Below are 21,806 nucleotides of genomic sequence, written 5' to 3'. Positions count from 1 at the left end.
CCCCAGGCCACGGCCAGGTCGCGCGGCTCTTCCTGGATGGCGGCGGCGATCTCGCCCAGCAGCTGGCGCTTGAGGCCGCCTTCGGGCAGCGCGCTCCACAGCGGCTTGGCATTGGCCGCCATGCGCGCGCGGCCTTCGGCCGTGGACAGGTCGCAGCCTTCGCGCGCGATCTCCAGCACGAAGCGCGACAGCGGCAGCGCCTCGGCCACGCAGCGGGCGAACGCGTCCTCGCCGAAGGCGCGGACGTAGCTGTCGGGGTCGTGCTCGGGCGGCAGGAACAGGAACTTCACCGTGCGCACGTCGGTGGCATAGGGCAGGGCGCCATCCAGCGCCTTGCGCGCCGCGCGCCGGCCGGCGGCGTCGCCGTCGAAGCTGAACACCACGCTGTCGGTGAAGCGGAACAGCTTTTGCACGTGCTCGGTGGTGCAGGCCGTCCCCAGCGTGGCCACCGCGTTGGGAAAGCCCAGCTGCGCCAGCGCCACCACGTCCATGTAGCCTTCGGTCACCAGGGCATAGCCGCGCTCGCGCAGCGCGTTGCGCGCCTCGTACAGGCCGTACAGCTCGCGGCCCTTGCTGAACACCGGCGTCTCGGGAGAGTTCAAGTACTTCGGTTTTTCATCGCCCAGTACGCGCCCCCCGAAGCCGATGCATTCGCCCTTGACGTTGCGGATCGGAAACATCACGCGGTCGCGAAAGCGGTCGTAGCGCTTAGCCTGTCCTGAGCCTGTCGAAGGGTCCTCCTCGTTGACGATCACCAGGCCGCTTTCGGCCAGCAGCGGGTCGTCGTATTCGGGGAACACGCTGGCCAGGCTGCGCCAGCCTTCGGGCGCATAGCCCAGGCCGAACTGTTTGGCGATCTCGCCGGACAGGCCGCGGCCTTTCAGGTAATCGATGGCGCGGGGCGAGACGCGCAGCTGCTTGCGGTACGCGGCGCCGGCTTTCTCCAGCACGTCGCCCAGCGTGGCCTGCTTTTCGCGCTGCTCGATGGCACGGGCGCGCTCGGCCGGCGAGAGGTTCTCTTCGGGCACCTGCATGCCGTACTGGCCGGCCAGGTCCTTGACCGCTTCCACGAAGTTCATGCCCGCGTAATCCATGAGAAAACCGAGCGCATTGCCGTTCTTGCCGCAGCCGAAGCAGTGGTAGAACTGCTTGCTCGGGCTGACGGTGAACGAGGGCGATTTCTCTCCATGGAAGGGGCATAGGCCCAGGAAATTGGCGCCGCCTTTTTTCAGCTGCACGTGGCGGCCGACGATCTCGACGACGTCGGCGCGCGCAAGCAGTTCCTGGATGAAAGACTGGGGGATGGCCATGGGGATCGCGATATTCTCCCCCAGCGGCAGCCCGCACCCTCATGACATAGCCAGACAACGGAGACCCGCATGCCCGCGCTGTTCGACCAGGACCTTCCCCGCAACCCCGCCAATTTCGCGGCGCTGTCGCCGCTGTCCTTCCTGGAACGCGCTGCCGACGTGTACCCGCACCGCGTGGCCATCGTCCACGGCGCGCTGCGCCAGACCTGGGCCGAAACCTACGCGCGCTGCCGGCGGCTGGCCAGCGCGCTGCGCCGCGGCGGCGTCGGCCAGGGCGAGGTGGTGGCCGTGATGCTGCCCAACACGCCTCCCATGGTCGAGGCGCATTTCGGCGTTCCGATGGCCGGCGCGGTGCTCAACGCGCTGAACACGCGGCTGGACCCCGAAGCCATCGCCTTCATGCTGGACCACGGCGAGGCCAGCGCGGTGATCGTCGACGTGGAATTCGCGCCGGTGATGCGCAAAGCCATCGCGCAGCGCAAGGAACAGCGCCCGCTGCTGGTGATCGATGCCGAGGACGCGCTCTTCACCGGGCCCGCGCAGCGCATCGGCAGCGCCACCTACGAGGAATTCCTCGCGCAGGGCGACGCGGAGTTCGCCTGGGAACTGCCCGCCGACGAATGGGACGCCATCGCGCTGAGCTACACCAGCGGCACCACCGGCAGCCCGAAGGGCGTGGTCACCCACCACCGCGGCGCGGCGCTCAACGCCATCTCCAACGTCCTGGAATGGGACATGCCCAAGCACGCGGCCTACCTGTGGACGCTGCCGATGTTCCACTGCAACGGCTGGTGCTTCCCGTGGACGCTGGCCGCGCGCGCCGGCATCAACGTCTGCCTGCGGCGCGTCGAGGCGCCGGCCATCATCGATGCGATCAAGACGCACGGCGTCACCCACTACTGCGGCGCGCCCATCGTGCACAGCCTGCTGGTGAACGCGCCCGGCGAACTGAAGCAGGGTCTGCCGGTGGGCGTGAAGGCCATGGTGGCGGGCATGGCGCCGCCGGCCTCGCTGATCGAGGGCATGGAAGCGCTGGGGTTCGAGCTGACGCACGTCTACGGCCTGACCGAGGTGTACGGCCCGGCGACGGTCTGCGCCAAGCACGACGAGTGGGACGCTCTGGACGTCGGCGAGCGCGCCCGGCTGAACGCGCGCCAGGGCGTGCGCTACCACCTGCAGGGCGCGGCGCGCGTGCTCGATGCGCAGACCCTGCAGCCGGTGCCGATGGACGACGAGACCATGGGCGAGATCATGATCCGCGGCAACATCACCATGAAGGGCTACCTGAAGAACCCGCAGGCCACGGCCGATGCGTTCGCCGGCGGCTGGTACCACACGGGCGACCTGGCGGTGCAGTATCCGGACGGCTACATCAAGATCAAGGACCGCAGCAAGGACATCATCATCTCGGGCGGCGAGAACATCTCGTCCATCGAGGTCGAGGACGTGCTGTACCGGCACCCGGACGTGCTGGCTGCCGCCGTGGTGGCCAAGCCCGATGCCAGGTGGGGCGAAACGCCCTGCGCCTTCGTCGAGCTCAAGCCGGGCTCCGCGCTCACGGCCGAGGAGCTCGTCGCGCATTGCAGGAAGCACTTGGCGGGCTTCAAGGTGCCGCGCGCCGTGGTGTTCGGCGAGCTGCCCCAGACCTCCACCGGCAAGATCCAGAAGTTCGAGCTGAGGAAGCGCGCCGGCTCGGCCAGCGCCATCGACCTCTGACAGGGCTTCGACAGGCTCAGCCCGAACGGAGGTGGCCTCAGCCTGAACGGGAGACTCCGTTCACCCTGAGCCTGTCGAAGGGCGCCATACTTCCCGCATGCGCGTCCTGAGCCCTGCTGCTATCCACGTCCTTGCCCATCCGGCCCGCTTCCTGCTGCAGGTCCTGAAGGGCTTCCAGGCCAACCAGGGCCTGCTGCTGGCCGGCGCGGTCGCGTACTACGCGCTGCTGTCGGTGGTACCGCTGCTGATCCTGGTGGTGATCGCGCTGTCGAACTGGGTCGACCAGCGCGAGCTGCTGAGCACGCTGGGCCGCTACCTGGAATGGCTGGTGCCCGGGCAGTCGCGCGCCATCATCGGCGAGCTGGACCATTTCGTGGAGCACCGCGACGTGATCGGCTGGTTCCTGCTGGTCACCATGCTGTTCTTCAGCTCGCTGGCCTTCACCGTGCTGGAGAAGGCCATGACGGTGATCTTCCTGCACCGGCTGAAGGTGCGCCGGCGGCGCTACATCGTCTCGGCGCTGCTGCCCTACGCCTACATCCTGTCGCTGGGCATGGGATTGCTGATCATCACGCTGGTGGCCGGCAGCTTCCAGGCCATCGGCAAGGAAAGCGTGGAGCTGTTCGGCCGCGACTGGTCGCTGCAGGGGTTCTCCGGGGTGCTGCTCTACCTGCTGGGGCTGGGCGGCGAGATCTTCGTGCTGACATCGGTGTACATCGTCATGCCGGTCGGGCGGCTGTCGTGGCGGCACGCGCTGATCGGCGGCGTGACGGCGGCGCTGCTGTGGGAAATCACCCGCCACCTGCTGGTCTGGTACTTCAGCACGCTGTCGCAGGTGAGCGTGGTCTACGGGTCGCTGACGACCGCGATCGTGGTGCTGTTCAGCCTGGAGATCGCCGCCACCCTGCTGCTGCTGGGGGCCCAGGTGATCTCGGAGTACGAGCGCATCGAACGGGCGCAGGCGTCAACTGGCGACCAGGTTACTTCGGCGCCAGCCGGATCGCCCCGTCCAGGCGGATGACTTCGCCGTTGAGCATGTCGTTCTCGAAGATGTGGCGCGCCAGCCGCGCGTAGTCTTCCGGGGTGCCCAGGCGCGAAGGGAAGGGCACGCTGGCGGCCAGCGCGTCCTGCACTTCCTTGGGCATGCCGAACAGCATGGGCGTGCCGAAGATGCCGGGGGCGATGGTCATGTTGCGGATGCCGTTGCGCGCCAGGTCGCGGGCGATGGGCAGCGTCATGCCGACCACGCCGCCCTTGGACGCGCTGTAGGCGGCCTGGCCGATCTGGCCGTCGTAGGCCGCGACCGAGGCGGTGGAGATCATGCAGCCGCGCTCGCCGGTGGATTCGGGCTCGTTCTTGCACATGGCTTCGGCGGCCAGCCGGATCATGTTGAAGCTGCCGACCAGGTTGACCATGACGGTCTTGCTGAACACGCCCAGGTTATGCGCGCCGTTCTTGCCGACCGTTTTCTCGGCCGGCGCGATGCCGGCGCAGTTGACCAGGCCCATCAGCTTGCCCCTGGACACGGCCTTGGCCACCACGGCCTGGCCGTCGGCTTCCTGGCTCACGTCGCACTTGACGAAGGCGCCGCCCAGATCCTTGGCCACCGCCTCGCCCTTGTCCACCTGCATGTCGGCAATGACGACGCTGCCGCCGTTGGCCACCAGCATGCGCGCGGTGCCTTCGCCCAGGCCCGACGCGCCGCCGGTCACGATGAACACCTTGCCTTTGATCTCCATGGACTCGCTCCTGATTGACGTTGACGTAAACGTCAATTATGGCAGGGTGCTTACTTGAAGCCGACCCGGTCCAGCATCTGCTGCACCTTGACCTGGTTGCCGGCCACCGCCGACAGCGGGATGGTCTCGGCCTTGAAGTCGCCGTTGCTCATGGCCTTCAGCGCGGGGTTGGAGACCGTGACACCCTTGGCGGTGGGCCATTCGTTGTTGCCGTTGGCGAAGTAATTCTGCGCGGGCGGGCTGGCCAGGTACTCCAGGAATTTCACGGCGGCCTCGGGGTGCTTGCTGTTCTTGGCGACGGCGCCGCCGGCGATGTTCACGTGCGTGCCCCAGGACGACTGGTTGGGGAAGACGATGCCCACGCGTTCCATCAGCGCCCTGTCCTCGGGGTTGGTGGAGCGGATCAGGCGGGCGATGTAGTAGGTGTTGCTCACCGCGATCTGGCATTCGCCGGAACCGACGGCCTTGATCTGGTCGGTGTCGCCGCCCTTGGGGTCGCGCGCCAGGTTGCCGGCGACGCCCTTGAGCCAGGCCTCGGCCTTCTGCTCGCCCAGGTGCTCGGTCACGGCGCCGAACAGCGACAGGTTGTACGGGTGCGAGCCGGAACGGATGCAGATCTTGCCCTTGTTGCCCGGGTCGGCCAGCTTCTCGTAGCTGTCCACGTCGGCGCGCTTCACCCGCACCTTGTCGTAGACGATCACGCGCGCGCGGGTGGAAAAGCCGAACCAGGAGGTGCCCTCGGCCGTGGCCTTGGAGCGCAACGTCTCGGGAATGGCGTCGTCCAGCATCTTGGACTTGATGGGCTTGAACAGGCCCTCGGCCTCGCCCTTGTAAAGCCGCGCTGCGTCGACCAGCAGAATCACGTCGGCCGGAGAGGCGGTGCCCTCGGCCTTCAGGCGGGCCAGAATACCGGCATCGTCCGCGTCCACGCGGTTGATCTTGATGCCGGTGGCCTTGGTGAAGTCGTTGTAGAGCGCCTCGTCGGTCGAGTAATGGCGCGCGGAATACAGGTTGAGCACCTGCTCCTGGGCGAACGCGGGCGCCGCGAAGGCAAGGGCGGCGGCTGCGGTGGCGAAAGCCTGGGCGATCATGGGTGTCCTCGAAAATTCAGTGCCGACGTCGGGCACGGCAGCATGCATGATAACGCGAATCATTCTCAACAAAATTGATCCCCGGCAAGGCCGGATGGGCTTGGCGTGGCTCTGGGCGGTGCTGTTTGCGGCACTGTTGGCCGGCTGCGCCAGCACGCCGGCACCCGCGCCCGTGGTGGCGCCGCCCACACCGGCGCCCCGGCAGCCGCCGCGCATCGGCCTGGCGCTGGGTGGCGGTGCGGCGCGCGGCTTCGCCCACGTCGGGGTGATCCAGGTGCTGGAAGAAGCCGGCATCAAGCCTGCGCTGGTGACCGGCACCTCGGCCGGCAGCCTGGTGGCCGCGCTGTACGCGAGCGGGCGCAACGGCAGGCAGCTGCAGCAGACGGCCATCGAGATGGACGAGGCCGCCTTCACCGACTGGACGCTGCCGCTGTTCAACCGCGGCGTGCTGCGCGGCGAGGCGCTGGCGCGCTACGTCAACGCGCAGGTGGGCAGCAAGCCGATCGAGGGCATGGCGCTGCCGCTGGGCATCGCCGCCACCGACCTGAACAGCGGGCAGGGGGTGCTGTTCCAGCGGGGTGACACCGGCACGGCGGTGCGCGCGTCGAGCGCCGTGCCGGCGGTGTTCCTGCCGGTGAAGATCGGCACGCACGAGTACGTGGACGGCGGCCTGGTGTCGCCGGTGCCGGTGCGCTATGCCAGGCAGATGGGCGCCGAGCTGGTGATCGCGGTGGACATCTCCAGCGCGCCGGAAGGCAACCCGTCGGGCGATCCGCTGCAGATCCTGCTGCAGACCTTCGCCATCATGGGCAAGAGCATCAACAGCTTCGAGCTGCGCGATGCGGACGTCGTGGTGCGCCCCTTACTGGCGGGCGTGGGCAGCGCCGACTTCGCCGCCAAGCGCCGCGCCATCGAGGCCGGACGCGCGGCCATGCAGGCGCTGCTGCCGCAGCTCAGGGCCGCGATCGAGGCGAAAACGAAATAGTGCTCAGCGCGCGCGGCCGTCGAAAGGAATGCGCTTGAGCGTGGTGAGCTCCACGCCTTCCAGGCAGCGCACGTTGACCGCCGCCGTCTTGTTGCCTTTGTGATCGACGCCGTAGCCGAAGGGAGCGCAGCCGCAGGTGGGGCAGAACTGGTGGTCGATCACGTGCTTGTTGAAGTGGTAGGTCGACATCGTGTCCTCGCCGCTGGTCACCTGGACCTTGTCGCGCGGCACGAACCACAGCAGGTAGCCCTTCCTGCTGCAATGCGAGCAATTGCATTCGATGACCTGCTCGAACGTTCCTTCGACTTCGAACTTGACCGCTCCGCAGTGGCAGCTTCCCTGGTGCATGGCAACTCCTTGAGTGAATGGCGGCAATGGTAGGCGAGCGGGCACAAAAAAGCCCCGGTCTTGCAACCGGGGCTGAAGGATCCCTGAACCTGCGAAGGTGTCGAAAGGACCCGAGGAGACAACCTGAAAAACCCCCGCTCGATCACGAGAGCACGGGGTAGAGATGCTCCCGGCGGCGGAGTTCCTTGCGTTTTTGCAGAACTCCGCGCGGCCGTTCGTTCTTAGGCGGCAGTGCCGCGCTTGGCGCGGGCCGACGTACCGGTCTTGCCGGCGGTGGAGGCCACCGCGTTGAAGTTGGCTTCGGCCACTTCGGAGGCTTGCTTCACGGCCTTTTGCACCGATTCCAAGGCGTTATTGCCGGCGGCCACGGCGCTCTTGAACACGGCCACGGCGGTTTCGGAGCCGGCGGGAGCGTTCTTGGAAGCGCTGTCGACGACCGACAGGAACTTCTGCTGGCTTTCGGCCATCTGGGCTTCGACGTTACGGCCGAACTCGGCACCGGCGGACGACGCGATGTCGTACAGGTGACGGCTGTAGGCGGCGGTCTTCTCGGCCAGCGGCTGGAACATGCCGGCTTGCAGGGCCAGGAATTCTTGCGCGTCCTTGACGCTCAGCGCGGACTGGGCCGTCTCGGCGGCTTCGGTCAGGGCGGCGCGGGTGGCGGTCACGTTCAGTTCGACCAGCTTCTCGACGCCTTCGAAAGCCTTGGACGTCAGGCCGAACAGGGTTTCGAGGTTGGCTTTTTGGGCGGCCAGCATTTGCTCAGCAGTTAGCATGTAAATTCTCCAGTAGGTAGATTTGGGGAGTTGCAGCTGCATGTTGCAGTGCAGCATGGTTCAAGTATATGGACGTGCAAAGCGATTGCAAGCCTTTTTTGTTGCACCGCAGCATATTACGTGGAAATACGGTAGCGCTGCTCGACAGTGGCCCGCCGACACAATGCGGCCATGCAGGTTTTCTACGCGGACCAGTTCGTGCTGCCCCTGCCGCCGGGCCATCGCTTCCCCATGGGCAAGTACAGCCTGCTGCGCGACCGCATCGCCGCCGACCTGCCCGATCTGCGGCTGGCGCCGGCCCCGGCCGCGACCGACGGCGAGCTGGCGCTGGTGCACACCCCCGGCTACATCGCCGCCATTTCCGACGGCTCCATCGACGCCGGCGCCATGCGCGAGATCGGCTTTCCGTGGAGCCTGGCCATGGCCGAGCGGGCCCGCCGCTCGGTCGGCGCCACCATCTCGGCCTGCCGCGCGGCTTTCGCGGAGGGCATCGCGGCCAACATCGCCGGCGGCACCCACCATGCCTATGCCGAAAAGGGGGGCGGATTCTGCGTTTTCAACGACGCCGCGGTGGCGTCGCGCCTGATGCAGGCCGAGCGGGCGCGGGCCAGCCGCGACGTGTTGCGGGTCGCCATCATCGACCTCGACGTGCACCAGGGCAACGGCAGCGCCCGCATCTTCCAGGGTGACGACAGCGTGTTCACCCTGTCGCTGCACGCGCAGAAGAATTTTCCATTCCGCAAGGAAGCAAGCGACCTCGACGTCGGCCTGCCCGACGGCTGCCGCGACGACGAATATCTGCAAGCGCTGGACGGCGCGCTGGCCGAACTGGAGCGGCGCTTCGACCCCGGCCTGCTGATCTACCTGGCCGGGGCCGATCCGCACGAAGGCGACCGGCTCGGCCGCCTCAAGCTCACCTGGGAGGGGCTTCAACAACGCGACCAGCGCGTGTTCGACTGGGCGCGGCAGCGGCGGTTGCCACTCGCGATGGCCATGGCGGGCGGCTACGGCCATCGCGTGGAGGACACAGTGCAGGTGCAGGTCAATACCTTCCGGCTGGCGGCGGCCCATGCGCGGCGCTGGCAGAATCTGGCGCGATGAGCGAGCCCACCCCGGCCTCCACCGCGGCCAAACCCCAGCCCGAACCGCGCAGCGCCTACAAGGCGTTCCGCACCATCGGCACCCGCTGGATGGACAACGACGCGTATGGCCACGTCAACAACGTCGTCTACTACAGCTGGTTCGACACGGCGGTGAACGCGCACCTGATCGAGCAGGGCGCGCTGGACATCGACACCAGCCCGGTGATTGGCCTGGTGGTGGAGACGCAGTGCAACTACTTCTCGCCGGTGGCCTTTCCGCAGATGGTGGAAGCCGGCCTGCGGGTGGCGCGCATGGGCCAGTCCAGCGTGCGCTACGAAGTGGGGCTGTTCGTCCAGGGCAAAGCGCTCACGGCCGCCAAGGGCCACTTCATCCACGTCTACGTCGACCGTGCGAGCCGCCGCCCGGCGGTCTTGCCCGCCCAACTCAAATCCGTCCTGGAGGCCCTGCAGTGACCCAAGCGCAAGTCAGCACCGTGGTGAACGATCCCGCGAGCGTGGATGCGGCGATTGAAAGCCGCTTTTCCTGCCGCGCCTTCCTGCGCGACAAGCCGGTGCCGCGCGCGCTGATCGAGGACATCCTGCGCCTGGCCGCGCGGGCGCCCTCGGGCACCAACTGCCAGCCTTGGAAGACCTACGTGCTGCAAGGCGCGGCGCGCGACAGCCTGGTGGACAAAGTGTGCGCGGCGCACGACGCCATCTACGCCGACCCGGCGCTGGCCGCCGAGTACGTGGAGGAGTACGACTACTACCCGCAGAAGTGGACCTCGCCGTACATCGAGCGCCGGCGCGAGAACGGCTGGGGCCTGTACGGACTGCTGGGGATCGCCAAGGGCGAGAAGGACAAGATGCATGCGCAGCACCAGCGCAATTTCCGCTTCTTCGATGCGCCGGTCGGCCTGATGTTCACCATCGACCGCATCATGGGCCGCGGTTCGCTGATGGACTACGGCATGTTCCTCGAGAACATCATGGTGGCGGCGCGTGCGCGCGGCCTGCACACCTGCTCGCAGGCGGCGTGGAACAGCTACGGGAAAATCATCCTGCCGCACGTGGGCGCGGGTGACAGCGAGATGCTGGTGTGCGGCATGTCGCTCGGGTACGCTGACATGGACGCACCCGTGAACGCCTTCCACACGCCGCGCGAGGCGGTGGAAGGGTTCACACGCTGGATGGAGTAAGCCTTGGCGGCGCTGGCGCCGCCAAGTTCTCTTACTGCTTGAACTTCTTCTTAGCGCTGGCCACGCAGGTGTCCTTGGCCTGGCCGGACATGGTGTCGCAGCGCTCCTTGGCGGCGGCGTACTGCGCGTCGGCCTTGTCGTCCTTCGCGTCCTTGCGCTCTTCCGTCGCCTTGCCGGAGTTGGCGCCCTTGGTGTTCGCGGCCTTGTCGACCTTGGCGTTGCCCAGCGCGGTCACGTGCGCGGCCTTCGCATCCTTCTTGCACACGTCCTTCGGGTTGCCCTTCTGGTCTTCGCACTTTTCCTTGGCCACGTCGTAGTCGGCGTCGGCCTTGGCCTTCATCACCTTGGCGTCATTCGCCGGGCTCGGCTTGTAGGAGGCTTCGAGTTCGGCCTTGGCGACCTTCTCCTTGCCCTTGGCCTCTGCCTTGCAGATGTCCTTGGCGTTGTCTTTCAGGCCGTCGCACTGCTTTTTGTCGGCCTTGTACGCGGTCTCGATCTTGTCTTTCTGCGCCTTGTGGTCATCCTTGCTGATGGCGGCGCCCGCGGTGCCGGCGATGCAGAAGCAGGCCATGACGGCGAGCGAGACGATGTTGTGTTTCATGATTGTTTTCTTTCGTTGGTTGTTCACGGCGATTTGCTGAGCCGCTGTTCCGGGCGCCGGACCTCCCAGTCCCGCACCTCGCGTTCGGCTTCGTCCCTGGCCAGCCCATGGCGCTGTTGAATGCGCCCGGGCAGCTCGTGACGGATGGCCGGCGCACAACGCCGTGGAGCCACTCTAGGCAGCAGCGGAAACCGTCGCGGTAGGACATGCGGGAGCACTGTCGTAGGCAGGTACCGACAGCTGAGTCACGGGCTCTCAGGCGTGCGACCGGGCTGCACGGATAATCCGGGCACCGACAAGAAACAAAGGCATGCAGACATGAAGCAGTTGTGGCGCGTAGCGCTCGTCCTGGCCTTGTTCGTGCCGCAACTCGCCGCCGCGGCCGAGTTCGACGGACGGCAGCTCGGCGTGGCCTGGGGCATTCCGTTCGCCGGCGTCCTGCTGTCCATCGCGCTGATTCCGCTGTTCGCGCCGCGCTTTTGGCACCACCATTTCGGCAAGGTGGCCGCCGGCTGGTCGCTGGCCTTCCTGCTGCCGTTCGCGGTGCTGTTCGGCCCAGGGCCCGCGGCTGTGAGCTTCGCGCATGCGGCGCTGGCCGAGTACCTGCCGTTCGTGATCCTGCTGACCGCGCTGTTCGTGGTCGCGGGCGGCATCCACATCCGCGGCAACCTGCGCGGCAGTCCCGGCCTCAACACCGCGCTGCTGGCCATCGGCGCGGTGCTGGCCAGCTTCATGGGAACCACGGGCGCGTCCATGCTGCTGATCCGACCGCTGATCCGCGCCAACGACAACCGGCGCCATCGCGCGCACGTGGTCGTGTTCTTCATCTTCATTGTCTCCAACGCGGGCGGCTCGCTCACGCCGCTGGGCGATCCGCCGCTGTTCCTCGGGTTCCTCAAGGGCGTGGACTTTTTCTGGACGGTGGGCCAGATCCTGCCCGAGACGCTGTTCCTGGTCGGCTGCCTGCTCGCGCTGTTCTACGCGGTGGATTGGTGGTATTACCATCGCCGCGAGGAAATCCAGCCGGCCGACCCCACGCCCGACACGCCGGCGGTCGGCTTCGACGGCGCGCGCAATTTCTGGCTGCTGGCCTGCATCGTCGGACTGGTGCTGCTGAGCGGCGTGTGGAAGCCGGGCGTCGTGTTCCATGTGCTGGGCACCGACGTGGGCCTGCCCGGGCTGGTGCGCGACGTCGGCCTCGTCGTGGTTGCGCTGGTGTCGCTGCGCATCACGCCCGCTTCGGTGCACGCGGCCAACCAGTTCTCCTGGGGGCCGATGCAGGAGGTCGCCAAGCTGTTCGCCGGCATCTTCCTCACCATCATTCCGGTCATCGCCATGCTGCGCGCGGGCGTGGACGGCCCGTTCGGCGCGATCGTGGCAGCGGTGACCCGGCCGGACGGCTCGCCCGATCCGGCAGCGTATTTCTGGGCCTCGGGCCTGCTCAGCTCGTTTCTGGACAACGCGCCGACCTATCTCGTGTTTTTCAACACGGCCGGCGGCGACGCGCAGGTGCTGATGACCACGATGGCAACGACACTGGCGGCCATTTCCGCCGGCTCCGTTTTCATGGGCGCCAACACCTACATCGGCAATGCGCCCAATATGATGGTCAAGGCCATCGCCGAAGACCGCGGCATCGCCATGCCCAGCTTCTTCGGCTACATGGCGTGGTCGTTCGGCATCCTGGTGCCGCTGTTCATCATCATGACTTTCATCTGGTTCCGCTGACCTCCATGACCAAGCCCAGCATTCTCGTCACCCGTGCCACTTTCCCCGAAGTCCTGGACAAGCTCGCGCAGCACTTCGAGGTCGAGGACAACCAGCCCGACACCGCCTGGAGCAAGCAGGACCTGATCGCGCGCCTGAAGGGCAAGACCGGCGTGTTCACCACCAGCGGCGAAGCCATCGACGCCGACGTGCTGGCCGCCTGCCCCGAGCTGCGCATCTGCGCCAACACGGCGGTGGGCTTCAACAACTTCGACCTGAAGGCCATGACGGCGCGCGGCGTGCTGGGCACCAACACGCCCGACGTGCTGACCGATAGCACGGCGGATTTCGGTTTCGCGCTGCTGATGGCCACGGCGCGCCGCGTGGCCGAGAGCGAGCATTACCTGCGCGCCGGCAAGTGGGACCGCTGGCGCTACGACCTGTTCGCCGGCACCGAGGTGAACGGCAGCACGCTGGGCATCCTGGGCATGGGTCGCATCGGGCAGGGCATCGCCAGGCGCGGCGCGCACGGCTTCGGCATGCAGGTGATCTACCACAACCGTTCGCGCCTGCCCGCCGAGCAGGAAGCGGCGTGCAAGGCGCGCTACGTGAGCAAGGAAGAATTGCTGCGCGAAGCCGACCACCTGGTGCTGGTGCTGCCGTACTCGCCCGAGGCGCACCACGCCATCGGCGCGGCCGAACTCGCGCAGATGAAGCCCACCGCCAACCTGATCAACATCGCGCGCGGCGGCATCGTCGACGACGCGGCGCTGGCCGCCGCCCTGCGCGACAAGCGCATCGCTGGCGCCGGCCTGGACGTGTACGAGGGCGAGCCCAAGGTTCACCCCGGCCTGCTGGCAGTGCCCAACGTGGTGCTCACGCCGCACATTGCCAGCGCCACCATGCCCACGCGCCTGGCCATGGGCATGCTGGCCGCGGACAACCTGATCGGCTACCTGGTGCACGGCAAGCCGCTGACGCCGCTGAACCCCGAGGTGCTGGAGCGCAAATAGGGTGGATGTCTCTCTCGTTGCCGGGCTGGGCACCGCGCTCGGCCTGGCCAACCTGGTGCTGCTGGTCGTCCTGCTGATGCGCAGGGCGCCCGCGCAGGACGCGGGGCGCGCGGAACTGCTGGCCGCCAGCGAGCGGTTGGAACGCGAGCTGCGCCGCGAGATCAGCGAATCCTCGCGCGGCGCGCGCACAGAGCTCACGCACACCCTGGGCAAGTTCCAGGACACCATGGTGCTGCAGCTGCAGTCGCTGAGCGAAGCGAACGCGCGCCGCATGGGCGAGGTGCGCCAGACGCTGGAGGCGCAGCTCAACGCCCTGCAGCAGACCAACGCCGCCAAGCTCGACGAGATGCGGCACACGGTGGACGAGAAGCTGCAGACCACGCTGGAGGCGCGGCTGGGCGAGAGCTTCCGCCAGGTGGCCGAGCGGCTGGAGCAGGTACACCAGGGCCTGGGCCACATGAAGACCTTGGCGCAGGGCGTGGGCGACCTGCAGCGCGTGCTGACCAACGTGAAGAGCCGCGGCGTGTTCGGCGAGGTGCAGCTGGAAGCGCTGCTCGAGCAGGTGCTGACGGTGGAACAGTTCGGCAAGCAGGTGGAGACCAAGCCGCGCAGCGGCCAGAAGGTGGACTTCGCGGTGCGCTTTCCCGGCCGTGTGGCCGACGGCCCGCCGGTGTGGCTGCCGATCGACGCCAAGTTTCCGCGCGAGGACTACGAGCGCCTGCAGGAAGCGCACGACCGCGCCGACGCCGCCGGCGTGGACAGCGCGTCGCGCGCGCTGGAGGTGCGGCTGCGCCAGGAGGCCAAGTCGATCTGCGAGTTCTACCTGAGCCCGCCGCACACCACCGATTTCGCCATCCTGTTCCTGCCGGTGGAAAGCCTGTACGCCGAGGCGCTGCGCCGCCCGGGGCTGATCGACACGCTGCAGCGCGACTACCGCGTCACCATCGCCGGCCCGACGACCCTGCTGGCCATGCTCAACAGCCTGCAGATGGGCTTTCGCACGCTGGCGCTGGAGCAGCAGGCCTCCGAGGTGTGGAAGGTGCTGGGCGCGGTGAAGACCGAGTTCGAGCGCTATGGCGAATGGGTGGCACGCATCAAGGAGCAGGTGCAAAAGGCCTCGGACACGCTCGACAAGGCCGACACGCGGACCAAGCAGATGCGCCGCGCCCTGAAGGTGGTGGAAGCGCTGCCGCAGGCGCAGGCGCAGGAGCTGCTGCCCCTGAGCGGCGACACGGGAGACGACGGCGAGACCTGACCTGCTGCAGTGCCGCGCGGCCCGCCGGAGCGCCGCGCCATGAACCGCGAACTGGCGCGCCTGATCACGGCCCAGGTCTTCCTGCATGCCTGCATGGCCGGCACGCGCATGGCGGCGCCACTGCTGGCGCTGCGCAACGGCCACAGCGAGGCGGCGGTCGGCGTGCTGATCGCGCTGTTCGCGCTCACGCAGGTGTTCCTGGCGCTGCCCGCGGGCCGCTATGCCGACAAGCATGGCCTGCGGCGGCCGGTCGGCTTCAGCGTGATCGCGGCGGCCCTGGGCGGCGCGCTGGCTGCCGCCTGGCCGGTGTTTCCTGTGCTGTGCGTGGCCGCGCTGCTGACCGGCGGCGCCACCGGCGCGGCGTCGATCGCGCTGCAGCGGCACGTCGGGCGCCTGGCCGACACGCCCACGCAGTTGAAGCAGGTGTTCTCCTGGCTGGCCATCGGCCCGGCGTTCTCCAACTTCCTGGGCCCGTTCGCTGCCGGCGTGGTGATCGACCTGGCCGGCTTCCGCGCGGCTTTCGCGCTGCTGGCGGCGCTGCCGCTCGTGTCCTGGTACTGGGCGCGCAGCGCGCCGGAAATGCCCGCCGTCGCGCACCCGGAGCACAAGGGCAGGCAGCGCGCCTGGGACCTGTGGCGAGATCCGCTGTTTCGCCGGCTGCTGCTGGTGAACTGGTTCCTGTCGGCCAGCTGGGACGTGCACACCTTCGTGGTGCCGGTGCTCGGCCACGAGCGCGGGCTGTCGGCCTCGGTCATCGGCACGCTGCTGGGGTCCTTCGCGGTGGCTGCCGCCCTCATCCGCGTGCTGCTGCCTTCAGTGGCGGCGCGGGTGCAGGAATGGCAGCTGATCGCCGGCGCCATGATCGCCACCGCGCTGCTGTTCGCCGTCTACCCGCTGATGCAGGCGCCGCTGGCCATGGGCGCGTGCTCGGTGTTGCTGGGAGTGGTGCTGGGCACGGTGCAGCCGATGATCATGAGCATGCTGCACCAGATCACGCCCGGCCACCGGCATGGAGAAGCCGTGGCGATGCGCATCATGGTGATCAACGCCTCCAGCGTGGCCATGCCCATGCTGTTCGGCGCGGCCGGCGCCGCGGTGGGCGTGGCCGGCGTGTTCTGGGCAATGGGCCTGATGGTGGCGGCCGGCATCAAGCCGGCCTTCGGCCTCAGAGCTGGTAGAACGAGCGAATGATGTCCCAGGCCCGCTCGGGCTCGTCGGCGAACTGGAACATGTCCAGGTCGGCCGGGGAGATGACGCCTTCCTCCACCAGGAACTCGAAGTTGATCAGCCGCTTCCAGTAGTCGGCGCCGAACAGCACGATGGGCACCTGGCGCGCCTTGCGTGTCTGCACCAGCGTGATCACCTCGAACAGCTCGTCCAGCGTGCCGAAGCCGCCGGGGAACGCCACCAGCGCCTTGGCGCGCATCATGAAATGCATCTTGCGCAGGGCGAAGTAGTGGAACTTGAACGACAGCGCCGGCGTGACGTAGGGATTGGGCTCCTCTTCCATCGGCAGCGCGATCGACAGGCCCACGCTGATGCCGTCGGCCTCGTGCGCGCCGCGGTTGGCCGCCTCCATGATGCCGGGGCCGCCGCCGGTGGCGACGAACAGCTTGTCCTGCTGCGGCTTGCCTTCGCTGTGGCGCGCCACCAGCGAGCCGAAAGCGCGCGCCTTCTCGTAGTAGTGGGCGTTGCGCGCCAGCGCCCGGGCGCGGCGCAGCACCGCCTCGTCGCCCGCGGCCTCGGCTTTCGCCACCAGCGCGGCGGCCTGTTCGTCGCTGCGGAAACGGGCGCTGCCGAACACCACGATGGTGTTCTCGATGCCGTGGGCCTGCTGCTCCAGGTCGGGTTTGAGCAGCTCCAGCTGGATGCGGATGCCGCGCGTTTCGCGGCGCAGCAAGAATTCGGGGTCGGCGAACGCCAGCCGGCCCGCGTCGGGGTCCAGCGGCAGGCCGGTGTCCGAATGGGCCTTCAGGGTAGCCCAGGCGTCGGCCAGGCGCGGGTCGTGGATGTTGCGTGTGGATGCCATGCGTCATTGTGGGCCAAGCAAGTCGCACCTTGGGGCGCACCCGCATGGCGCAGGGGCCGCGAACTCCGCTATCCTTGAGCTCAACAATGAGGGGACGCCGTTGGAAGCGCCGCTTTACCACGTCTTGCTCGAGGGGCAGCGGGTGGGTCCGTACGACCGCCGCACCATCGTCGGCATGCGCATCAAGAACACGCTGACCAGCGGCCACGTGCTGGTGGCCGGCGACGGCAGCCGCAGCACCGTGGCCGACTTGGTCAAGTTGCGCCCGCGCGACAACACGTTCCAGCCCAACCGCAGCGGCAGCTATTCGGTGGTGCAGGCCACCTATTCGGCCAGCGTTGTCGAGGTGGCTGGCCGCGGCCCGGCGCTGCCGCCCTTCAAGGGCGAGGTGGAAACGCGCGTGCAGAACGAGGTGCTGCGCATCGCCGGCCGGCTGCGGCACGGCCTCGGCTGGAAGGACGGCCGCGTCAAGCTGCCGCTGAACGACATCCTGCACGCGCGCCTGCGCGGCACGCTGGTCGACCTCGGTTTGCGCATTGCGGGGGACAGCGGACTCCAGCGCCTGACGTTGGAGCTCTTCACCTCCCAGGCCGCGAAGGAATTCGTGCAGTGGCTGCCCGCGGCCAAGCCCTGGCCGGATGCGGAGGCCGCAGCGCCGCCCACGCCACGCAGCCATCTCCTGGGCTGGGCCACCGTGATCGGTACGGCAGTCGCCATTGGCCTGGTGATGGTGGTGGTGCTGACGCGGCACTGAGCGCCGCGCGCGTATCCGTCGGAGCTCCTCAGCGGATCCCGAGCGCCAGGCCGACCGGCACGAACAGCACGGCCAGCGCGTTGCCCAGCAGGATCATCGCGGCCACGCGCTCGGGCTCCTGCTGGTAGCGCTCGGCCAGCAGGAACTGCATGGCCGCCGGCGGCAGCGCGCCGAACAGCAACAGCTGCGCGCGTGCCGTGCCCTCCAGCCCCAGCAGCGCGGCGATCGCCAGCGCCACGCTCAGGCCGATCAGCGGCCGCGCGAACGCGCCCAGCAGGCCGCGCGGCACGTCGGCGCGCTTGAGCACCGTGAGGCGCACGCCGAGCGAGAACAGCATCAGCGGCAGCATGGCTTCGCCCAGCATCTTCATGCCGGTGAACAGCATGTCGGGCGGCCGCACGCCGCTGGCCGCGCTGGCGAATCCCAGCGCGCTCGCGAGCATCAAGGGGCTGAGCAGCAGGTCGCGCGTGCGCGCATGGGCGCTGGTGATGCGCGCGCCCAGCGAGAAGTGCAGCAGGTTGCTGATGGAGAACAGCGCCACCGCCGCGCCGAAGCCCTGCTGCCCGAAGGCCAGCAGGGCCAGCGGCAGGCCCATATTGCCGCAGTTGGTGAACATCACCACCGGCACCAGCGTGCGCGGCTGCGTGTGCGCGCCGCGAGCCACCGCCCAGGCAATGGCGCCGCTGCCGAGGATCAGCAAGGCACCGCCCAGCAGCAGCGGGCCGTAGTCGCCCAGGTGGAAATCCTTGCCGGCGAGCGCCGTGTACACCAGCAGCGGCGACAGCACGTCCAGCACGATGCGGTTGAAGGCGCCGAGGTCGGGCCGCGCCCTGCGGCCGTACAGGAAGCCCAGCGCCACGATGAGGAACACCGGCACGATGACCTGCGCGATGCGCGCGAGCAGCTCCATCAGTTCGCCTCCCGTGCCAGCCAGCGCAGCAGGGGCGCGCGCGCATCGGCCAGGCCCTTGTAGGCCAGCACGGCGGGCGACATGGATGCAATCGCGTCGTGCAGGCGCTGCGCCTTGGCGGCACTGTCGACTGCCTCGGCCAGTGGCTGCAGCATCACGCGGATGGTGAATACGGCTTGGCGCGTGCCCTGGCCGACAGGAAAGAAGGTCTGGCGTTCGGCCCGCAGGAAGCACCGGCGCGCGAACGCGGCGTCGTCGTCGGCATCGGGCCAAGGCGTTCTTGCATGCCGGCGCGGATGCTGGTCGTGGCGCCCGGAGGGCGAAACCGTCCACACGAAGCGCTCCCAGGCGTCGCCGCCGGTGGCCAGCTGCACCAGATGTTGCGAGGCCGCGAGCAGGGTGGCGCTGTCCGCCACCGGCGCATGCACGGCGGCGAGCGGCAGTCCCAGCTTCTCCTCGGGTGCCCAATGCGAGGGCACGCAGATGCACAGCCAGGGCAGGGTCGCGTCGGCGCCGTCGAGCACCGCGAGGTCCTCCTCGAATGCCAGCTCCAGCGGCGTGCCGCCGGGCAGGAACGTATCCGTATCTGTTGCGGCCTGCGCCGCGATGGCGCGCAATGCCGGCGCGGCATCGAAGCCGGGCACGGCGTGGCGCGATTGCCCGGCGTCGAGCACCAGCTTCTTGTCGCGCCACAGGGCGCTGCCTTGCGCCAGCGGCGTGAGGTGCCGCGTTCCGGGGGCCGGGCGCCGCAGGCCGGGCTGCATGCGGAACGGCGCGGCGATCAGGTCGAAATCGAAGTCCATGGGTGGAACCCGATTGTCGCCGGTGGCTTCAGGGGCGCTGCACGCCGTCGTCGAAATCGAACACGAACAGGCCGCTGCGTTTGCCGGCCGCGTCGCGCGCCAGCAGCGGCTCGGCCACGCGCGCCACGGCCTCGTGGTCCGGGTCCATCGCCGGGCGGTACGGCTGGCCGACGAAGTAGTCCCGATCGGCCGTGTCGCGGAAGGTGACGACGAACACTTCCTCGAAGCCCTGGTCCATGCCTTCGCGGCTGATGGCCTTGCCGGTCTTGATGTCGACGATGTAGGCGCGGCCGTCGCGCCGGGCCACGTTCTTCAGGGCCACGAAGCGCCGGGCGATGTCGGCCCGCGTGTCGGCCGTGACGCCGGCCTGGTAGCGGAACGCGACGATGTGCTGGACGTCGGCCTGCGCGCAGGCGGCGCCGGCGAGCGCGGCCAGCGCGAACGCGGCCTTGGCAATGAAGGACAACTGCATGGGACTTCCTGGAGTGGCGAAAGACCGCATCGTCCGGTGCATGCCGCACCGCGTCCATCGCCGCCCTGCCGCGGTTGTGTGCCGTTCGTCCAGCGCCTGCCGCGGCTCAGCGCCCGATGCCGGCGCGCGGCGGCCGTACCGCGCCGGGCGTGCGGCCCAGGTGGCGCTTGAAGGCGCGGTTGAAAGCCGATTCCGACTGGTAGCCGACGCGCTCGGCCAGCTCCCCGACGTCGGCGCGGCCCTGCTGCAGCGAGGCCAGCGCCAAGTGCATGCGCCACGATGCCAGGTAGCGCATCACCGGCTGGCCCACCAGCGCCTTGAAGCGTTCGGCCAGCGCCGAGCGCGACAGCGCCGCTTCCCCGGCCAGCGAGGCCAGCGTCCACGGATGTTCGGGCCGCCTGTGGATCAGCGCGATCACGCGGCCGACCTGCGGGTCGCGCAGCGCACCCAGCCAGCCGAACTGCGCCTCGCCCGCGTTGGCCAGCCACCAGCGCATGGCCTGCACCACCAGGATGTCGGCCAGCCGCGTGAGCACCGCCTCGCCGCCGGCGCGCGGATGGCGCGCCTCGTCGGCCAGCATGCGCACCACCTGCTCCATGGCGCGGCCTTCCTGCGTGTCGGCGCGCACGTGGATCAGCGCCGGCAGCAGCGCCAGCAGGCGCATGGAGGCCGCGTCGTCGAAACGCACCGAGACGCAGACCAGCCGCGTGCCCGGTCCCTCGCCATGGCGGAACTGCGCATAGCGCTGCGAGAGCAGCTGCGGAACGATGTCCAGGTAGGGCAGCAGGGGACTGCCGACGCGGTCGGCCACGTTGTGCGCCACGCCGCGCGGCAGCAGCACGAAGTCGCCCGGGCCGAGTTCCACGCTGCCCACGTGCGGGCCGTACACCACGGCGCGGCCTTCGGTCACCAGGTGCAGCCGGCCTTCGCCGCGCAGCTCGGGCAGCGCCACGCCCCAGGGGCTGGCGTAGTGCGCGGCGCAGTAGAAAGTGCCCGACATGCGCAGGTGGTGCAGTACCCGGTCGAGCGGATCGAGGCTGGGGGCGGGCACGGGCATTGGCGGATTATGGCAAGCGCAATGCCATTGGCCGGCATGCGGGCTCCGGCGCGCAAGCGCCTCAGCGGTTCGGCAGGAAGGCGTCGGCGAAGAACGATGTCGGCGGCAGCCCGGCGTGATTGCACAGCGCCTGCGCAGCCGCCTCGACCATCGCGGGGTTGCCGCAGGCATAGACCTGCGCGCCGCGCAGGTCGGGATGGTCCTGCAGCACCGCCTGCTGAACGAAGCCGCTTCGCGTGCCCGGGCGTTCTTCCGCGGCCAGGACGGGGACGAAGCGCCCGCCGATGTCGCGCAGCAGCGCCGCCGCTTCCTCGGCCGCATACAGGTCCCGCAGGCGCTGGCCGCCCCAGTAGAACGTGGTGCGCGGTGCGCTGCCCTGGCGGCGCAGCGCCAGCAGCATGGCGTGCACAGGCGCGTAGCCGGTGCCGGTGGCAAGGAACACGCGCGGCACGCCGCTGCTGTTATTGCCCTCGCTGCGCAGCGTGAAGCCACCCAGCGGTCCCTGCAGCCGGATCTTCATGCCGGGACGGATGCGTGCCTCGCCGAAGAAGCGCGACGAGCAGGCGCCCTGCGGCACGTGGCGGATGTGCAGCGCGATGGTGTCCGGCGCATCTTCCGCCGAGGCGATGGAGTAGTTGCGCGCCGTGCCGTCCTTCAGGCACAGGCGCACGAACTGGCCGGCGCAAAACACGAGCGGCGCGCCGAGCATGCGCAGGCGCAGCACAGCCACGTCGTCCGACGGATAGGCGATGTCCTCGACCAGCGCCGCATGCAGCGGCTGCGGCGCGTTCTCCAGCAGCCGCAGGCGCAGGTCCCCGCGGGCGAAGGTGCGGCACAGCAGCACCTGTCCGGCGTCGCGCTCGGCCTGCGCCAATGCCGGCGTGTCGCCCAGCGTGTAGTCGCCCGCCAGCACCTGCGCGCGGCAGCTGCCGCAGCCGCCCGCCAGGCAGCCGCTGGGC

Annotated in this window: 23 protein-coding genes; 11 read left to right on the top strand and 12 right to left on the bottom strand. The window is 68.8% G+C overall.

The genetic code is table 11. From position 1 onward, the window contains the following. The coding region (dnaG, locus tag H0U68_RS14410; RefSeq protein ID WP_296356734.1) for a DNA primase at positions 1-1,310 on the bottom strand (1,310 nt) is incomplete at its 3' end. Between the two features lie 69 nt (positions 1,311-1,379). Between dnaG and H0U68_RS14405 the strand changes: the two genes are divergently transcribed. Both H0U68_RS14405 and H0U68_RS14400 read left to right on the top strand, forming a co-directional pair. Continuing rightward, complete coding sequence (locus H0U68_RS14405; RefSeq protein ID WP_296356731.1) at positions 1,380-3,026, top strand: acyl-CoA synthetase; 1,647 nt, start codon at positions 1,380-1,382, stop codon at positions 3,024-3,026. 97 nt (positions 3,027-3,123) lie between these two features. Then, a complete protein-coding gene (locus H0U68_RS14400) occupies positions 3,124-4,047 on the top strand; it encodes a YihY/virulence factor BrkB family protein (protein ID WP_296356729.1) in 924 nt (307 codons plus the stop codon). Here the strand turns inward: H0U68_RS14400 and H0U68_RS14395 are convergent. After that, on the bottom strand, positions 4,007-4,765 hold the full coding sequence (locus H0U68_RS14395) for a 3-hydroxyacyl-CoA dehydrogenase (RefSeq protein WP_296356728.1): 759 nt from the start codon (positions 4,763-4,765) through the stop codon (positions 4,007-4,009). The two genes, H0U68_RS14400 and H0U68_RS14395, sit on opposite strands and share 41 nt — an antisense overlap. A gap of 50 nt (positions 4,766-4,815) precedes the next feature. Continuing rightward, positions 4,816-5,856, bottom strand: a complete 1,041-nt coding sequence (locus H0U68_RS14390) for an extracellular solute-binding protein (protein WP_296356725.1) — start codon at positions 5,854-5,856, stop codon at positions 4,816-4,818. 100 nt (positions 5,857-5,956) lie between these two features. Between H0U68_RS14390 and H0U68_RS14385 the strand changes: the two genes are divergently transcribed. After that, positions 5,957-6,841, top strand: coding sequence for a patatin-like phospholipase family protein (locus H0U68_RS14385; RefSeq protein WP_296356722.1), 885 nt, complete (start codon positions 5,957-5,959; stop codon positions 6,839-6,841). Positions 6,842-6,844: 3 nt separating this feature from the next. Here the strand turns inward: H0U68_RS14385 and H0U68_RS14380 are convergent, their stop codons facing one another. Further along, positions 6,845-7,189 carry a GFA family protein gene (locus tag H0U68_RS14380; protein WP_296356721.1) on the bottom strand — a complete coding sequence of 115 codons (345 nt, stop codon included), beginning with the start codon at positions 7,187-7,189 and terminating at the stop codon, positions 6,845-6,847. 221 nt (positions 7,190-7,410) lie between these two features. Next, positions 7,411-7,965, bottom strand: a complete 555-nt coding sequence (gene phaP, locus H0U68_RS14375) for a TIGR01841 family phasin (protein WP_296356736.1) — start codon at positions 7,963-7,965, stop codon at positions 7,411-7,413. 171 nt (positions 7,966-8,136) lie between these two features. Here phaP and H0U68_RS14370 point away from each other — a divergent pair, with 171 nt between their 5' ends. From H0U68_RS14370 to H0U68_RS14360, 3 genes are read left to right on the top strand one after another with little or no spacing between them, the layout of a single operon-like run. Next, entirely contained in the window at positions 8,137-9,066 is a 930-nt protein-coding gene (locus tag H0U68_RS14370; RefSeq protein WP_296356719.1) for a histone deacetylase, read from the top strand. Then, positions 9,063-9,521, top strand: a complete 459-nt coding sequence (locus H0U68_RS14365; protein WP_296356718.1) for a thioesterase family protein — start codon at positions 9,063-9,065, stop codon at positions 9,519-9,521. The genes H0U68_RS14370 and H0U68_RS14365 overlap by 4 nt, the downstream gene beginning before the upstream one ends. Next, complete coding sequence (locus tag H0U68_RS14360; protein ID WP_296356716.1) at positions 9,518-10,246, top strand: nitroreductase; 729 nt, start codon at positions 9,518-9,520, stop codon at positions 10,244-10,246. Before H0U68_RS14365 ends, H0U68_RS14360 begins: the two co-directional genes overlap by 4 nt. 31 nt (positions 10,247-10,277) lie before the next feature. On the opposite strand, the gene H0U68_RS14355 is transcribed toward H0U68_RS14360, so the two are convergent. After that, positions 10,278-10,847: a hypothetical protein gene (locus H0U68_RS14355; RefSeq protein ID WP_296356714.1), complete on the bottom strand. Its 570-nt coding sequence runs from the start codon at positions 10,845-10,847 to the stop codon at positions 10,278-10,280. Positions 10,848-11,165: 318 nt separating this feature from the next. On the opposite strand from H0U68_RS14355, the gene H0U68_RS14350 reads away from it, so the two are divergent. From H0U68_RS14350 to H0U68_RS14335, 4 genes are read left to right on the top strand one after another with little or no spacing between them, the layout of a single operon-like run. Continuing rightward, positions 11,166-12,575 (top strand): sodium:proton antiporter, encoded by a 1,410-nt coding sequence (locus H0U68_RS14350; RefSeq protein WP_296356712.1) that lies wholly within the window; start codon positions 11,166-11,168, stop codon positions 12,573-12,575. A 5-nt stretch (positions 12,576-12,580) separates the two neighbouring features. Next, complete coding sequence (locus H0U68_RS14345) at positions 12,581-13,567, top strand: D-glycerate dehydrogenase (protein ID WP_296356710.1); 987 nt, start codon at positions 12,581-12,583, stop codon at positions 13,565-13,567. A 1-nt stretch (position 13,568) separates the two neighbouring features. Continuing rightward, positions 13,569-14,822 (top strand): DNA recombination protein RmuC, encoded by a 1,254-nt coding sequence (gene rmuC / locus H0U68_RS14340; RefSeq protein ID WP_296356709.1) that lies wholly within the window; start codon positions 13,569-13,571, stop codon positions 14,820-14,822. A gap of 39 nt (positions 14,823-14,861) precedes the next feature. Then, positions 14,862-16,013: an MFS transporter gene (locus H0U68_RS14335; RefSeq protein WP_296356707.1), complete on the top strand. Its 1,152-nt coding sequence runs from the start codon at positions 14,862-14,864 to the stop codon at positions 16,011-16,013. Here H0U68_RS14335 and H0U68_RS14330 read toward each other — a convergent pair. After that, entirely contained in the window at positions 15,988-16,851 is an 864-nt protein-coding gene (locus H0U68_RS14330; protein WP_296356705.1) for a TIGR00730 family Rossman fold protein, read from the bottom strand. The genes H0U68_RS14335 and H0U68_RS14330 overlap by 26 nt on opposite strands. A 100-nt stretch (positions 16,852-16,951) precedes the next feature. Between H0U68_RS14330 and H0U68_RS14325 the strand changes: the two genes are divergently transcribed. Continuing rightward, positions 16,952-17,605 carry a hypothetical protein gene (locus H0U68_RS14325; protein WP_296356703.1) on the top strand — a complete coding sequence of 218 codons (654 nt, stop codon included), beginning with the start codon at positions 16,952-16,954 and terminating at the stop codon, positions 17,603-17,605. Between the two features lie 28 nt (positions 17,606-17,633). Here the strand turns inward: H0U68_RS14325 and H0U68_RS14320 are convergent, their stop codons facing one another. The 5 genes from H0U68_RS14320 to H0U68_RS14300 form a co-directional block, all read right to left on the bottom strand. Then, complete coding sequence (locus H0U68_RS14320; RefSeq protein WP_296356701.1) at positions 17,634-18,515, bottom strand: AEC family transporter; 882 nt, start codon at positions 18,513-18,515, stop codon at positions 17,634-17,636. Further along, complete coding sequence (locus H0U68_RS14315; protein WP_296356699.1) at positions 18,515-19,318, bottom strand: heme-dependent oxidative N-demethylase subunit alpha family protein; 804 nt, start codon at positions 19,316-19,318, stop codon at positions 18,515-18,517. The genes H0U68_RS14320 and H0U68_RS14315 overlap by 1 nt, the downstream gene beginning before the upstream one ends. A 28-nt stretch (positions 19,319-19,346) precedes the next feature. After that, the gene (locus tag H0U68_RS14310) at positions 19,347-19,790 is read right to left on the bottom strand and encodes a Dabb family protein (RefSeq protein ID WP_296356697.1); all 444 of its coding nucleotides are present in this window, start codon (positions 19,788-19,790) and stop codon (positions 19,347-19,349) included. Positions 19,791-19,896: 106 nt separating this feature from the next. Further along, positions 19,897-20,847, bottom strand: a complete 951-nt coding sequence (locus H0U68_RS14305; RefSeq protein WP_296356695.1) for an AraC family transcriptional regulator — start codon at positions 20,845-20,847, stop codon at positions 19,897-19,899. A gap of 61 nt (positions 20,848-20,908) precedes the next feature. After that, positions 20,909-21,806, bottom strand: an 898-nt coding sequence (locus H0U68_RS14300; RefSeq protein WP_296356693.1) for an FAD-binding oxidoreductase, incomplete at its 5' end; no start/stop codon positions are given.

The sequence above is a fragment of the Ramlibacter sp. genome, assembly GCF_013697775.1.
In the GTDB taxonomy this organism is placed as follows: Bacteria; Pseudomonadota; Gammaproteobacteria; order Burkholderiales; family Burkholderiaceae_C; genus Ramlibacter.
This window is presented reverse-complemented; position numbering and strand designations above follow the sequence as displayed.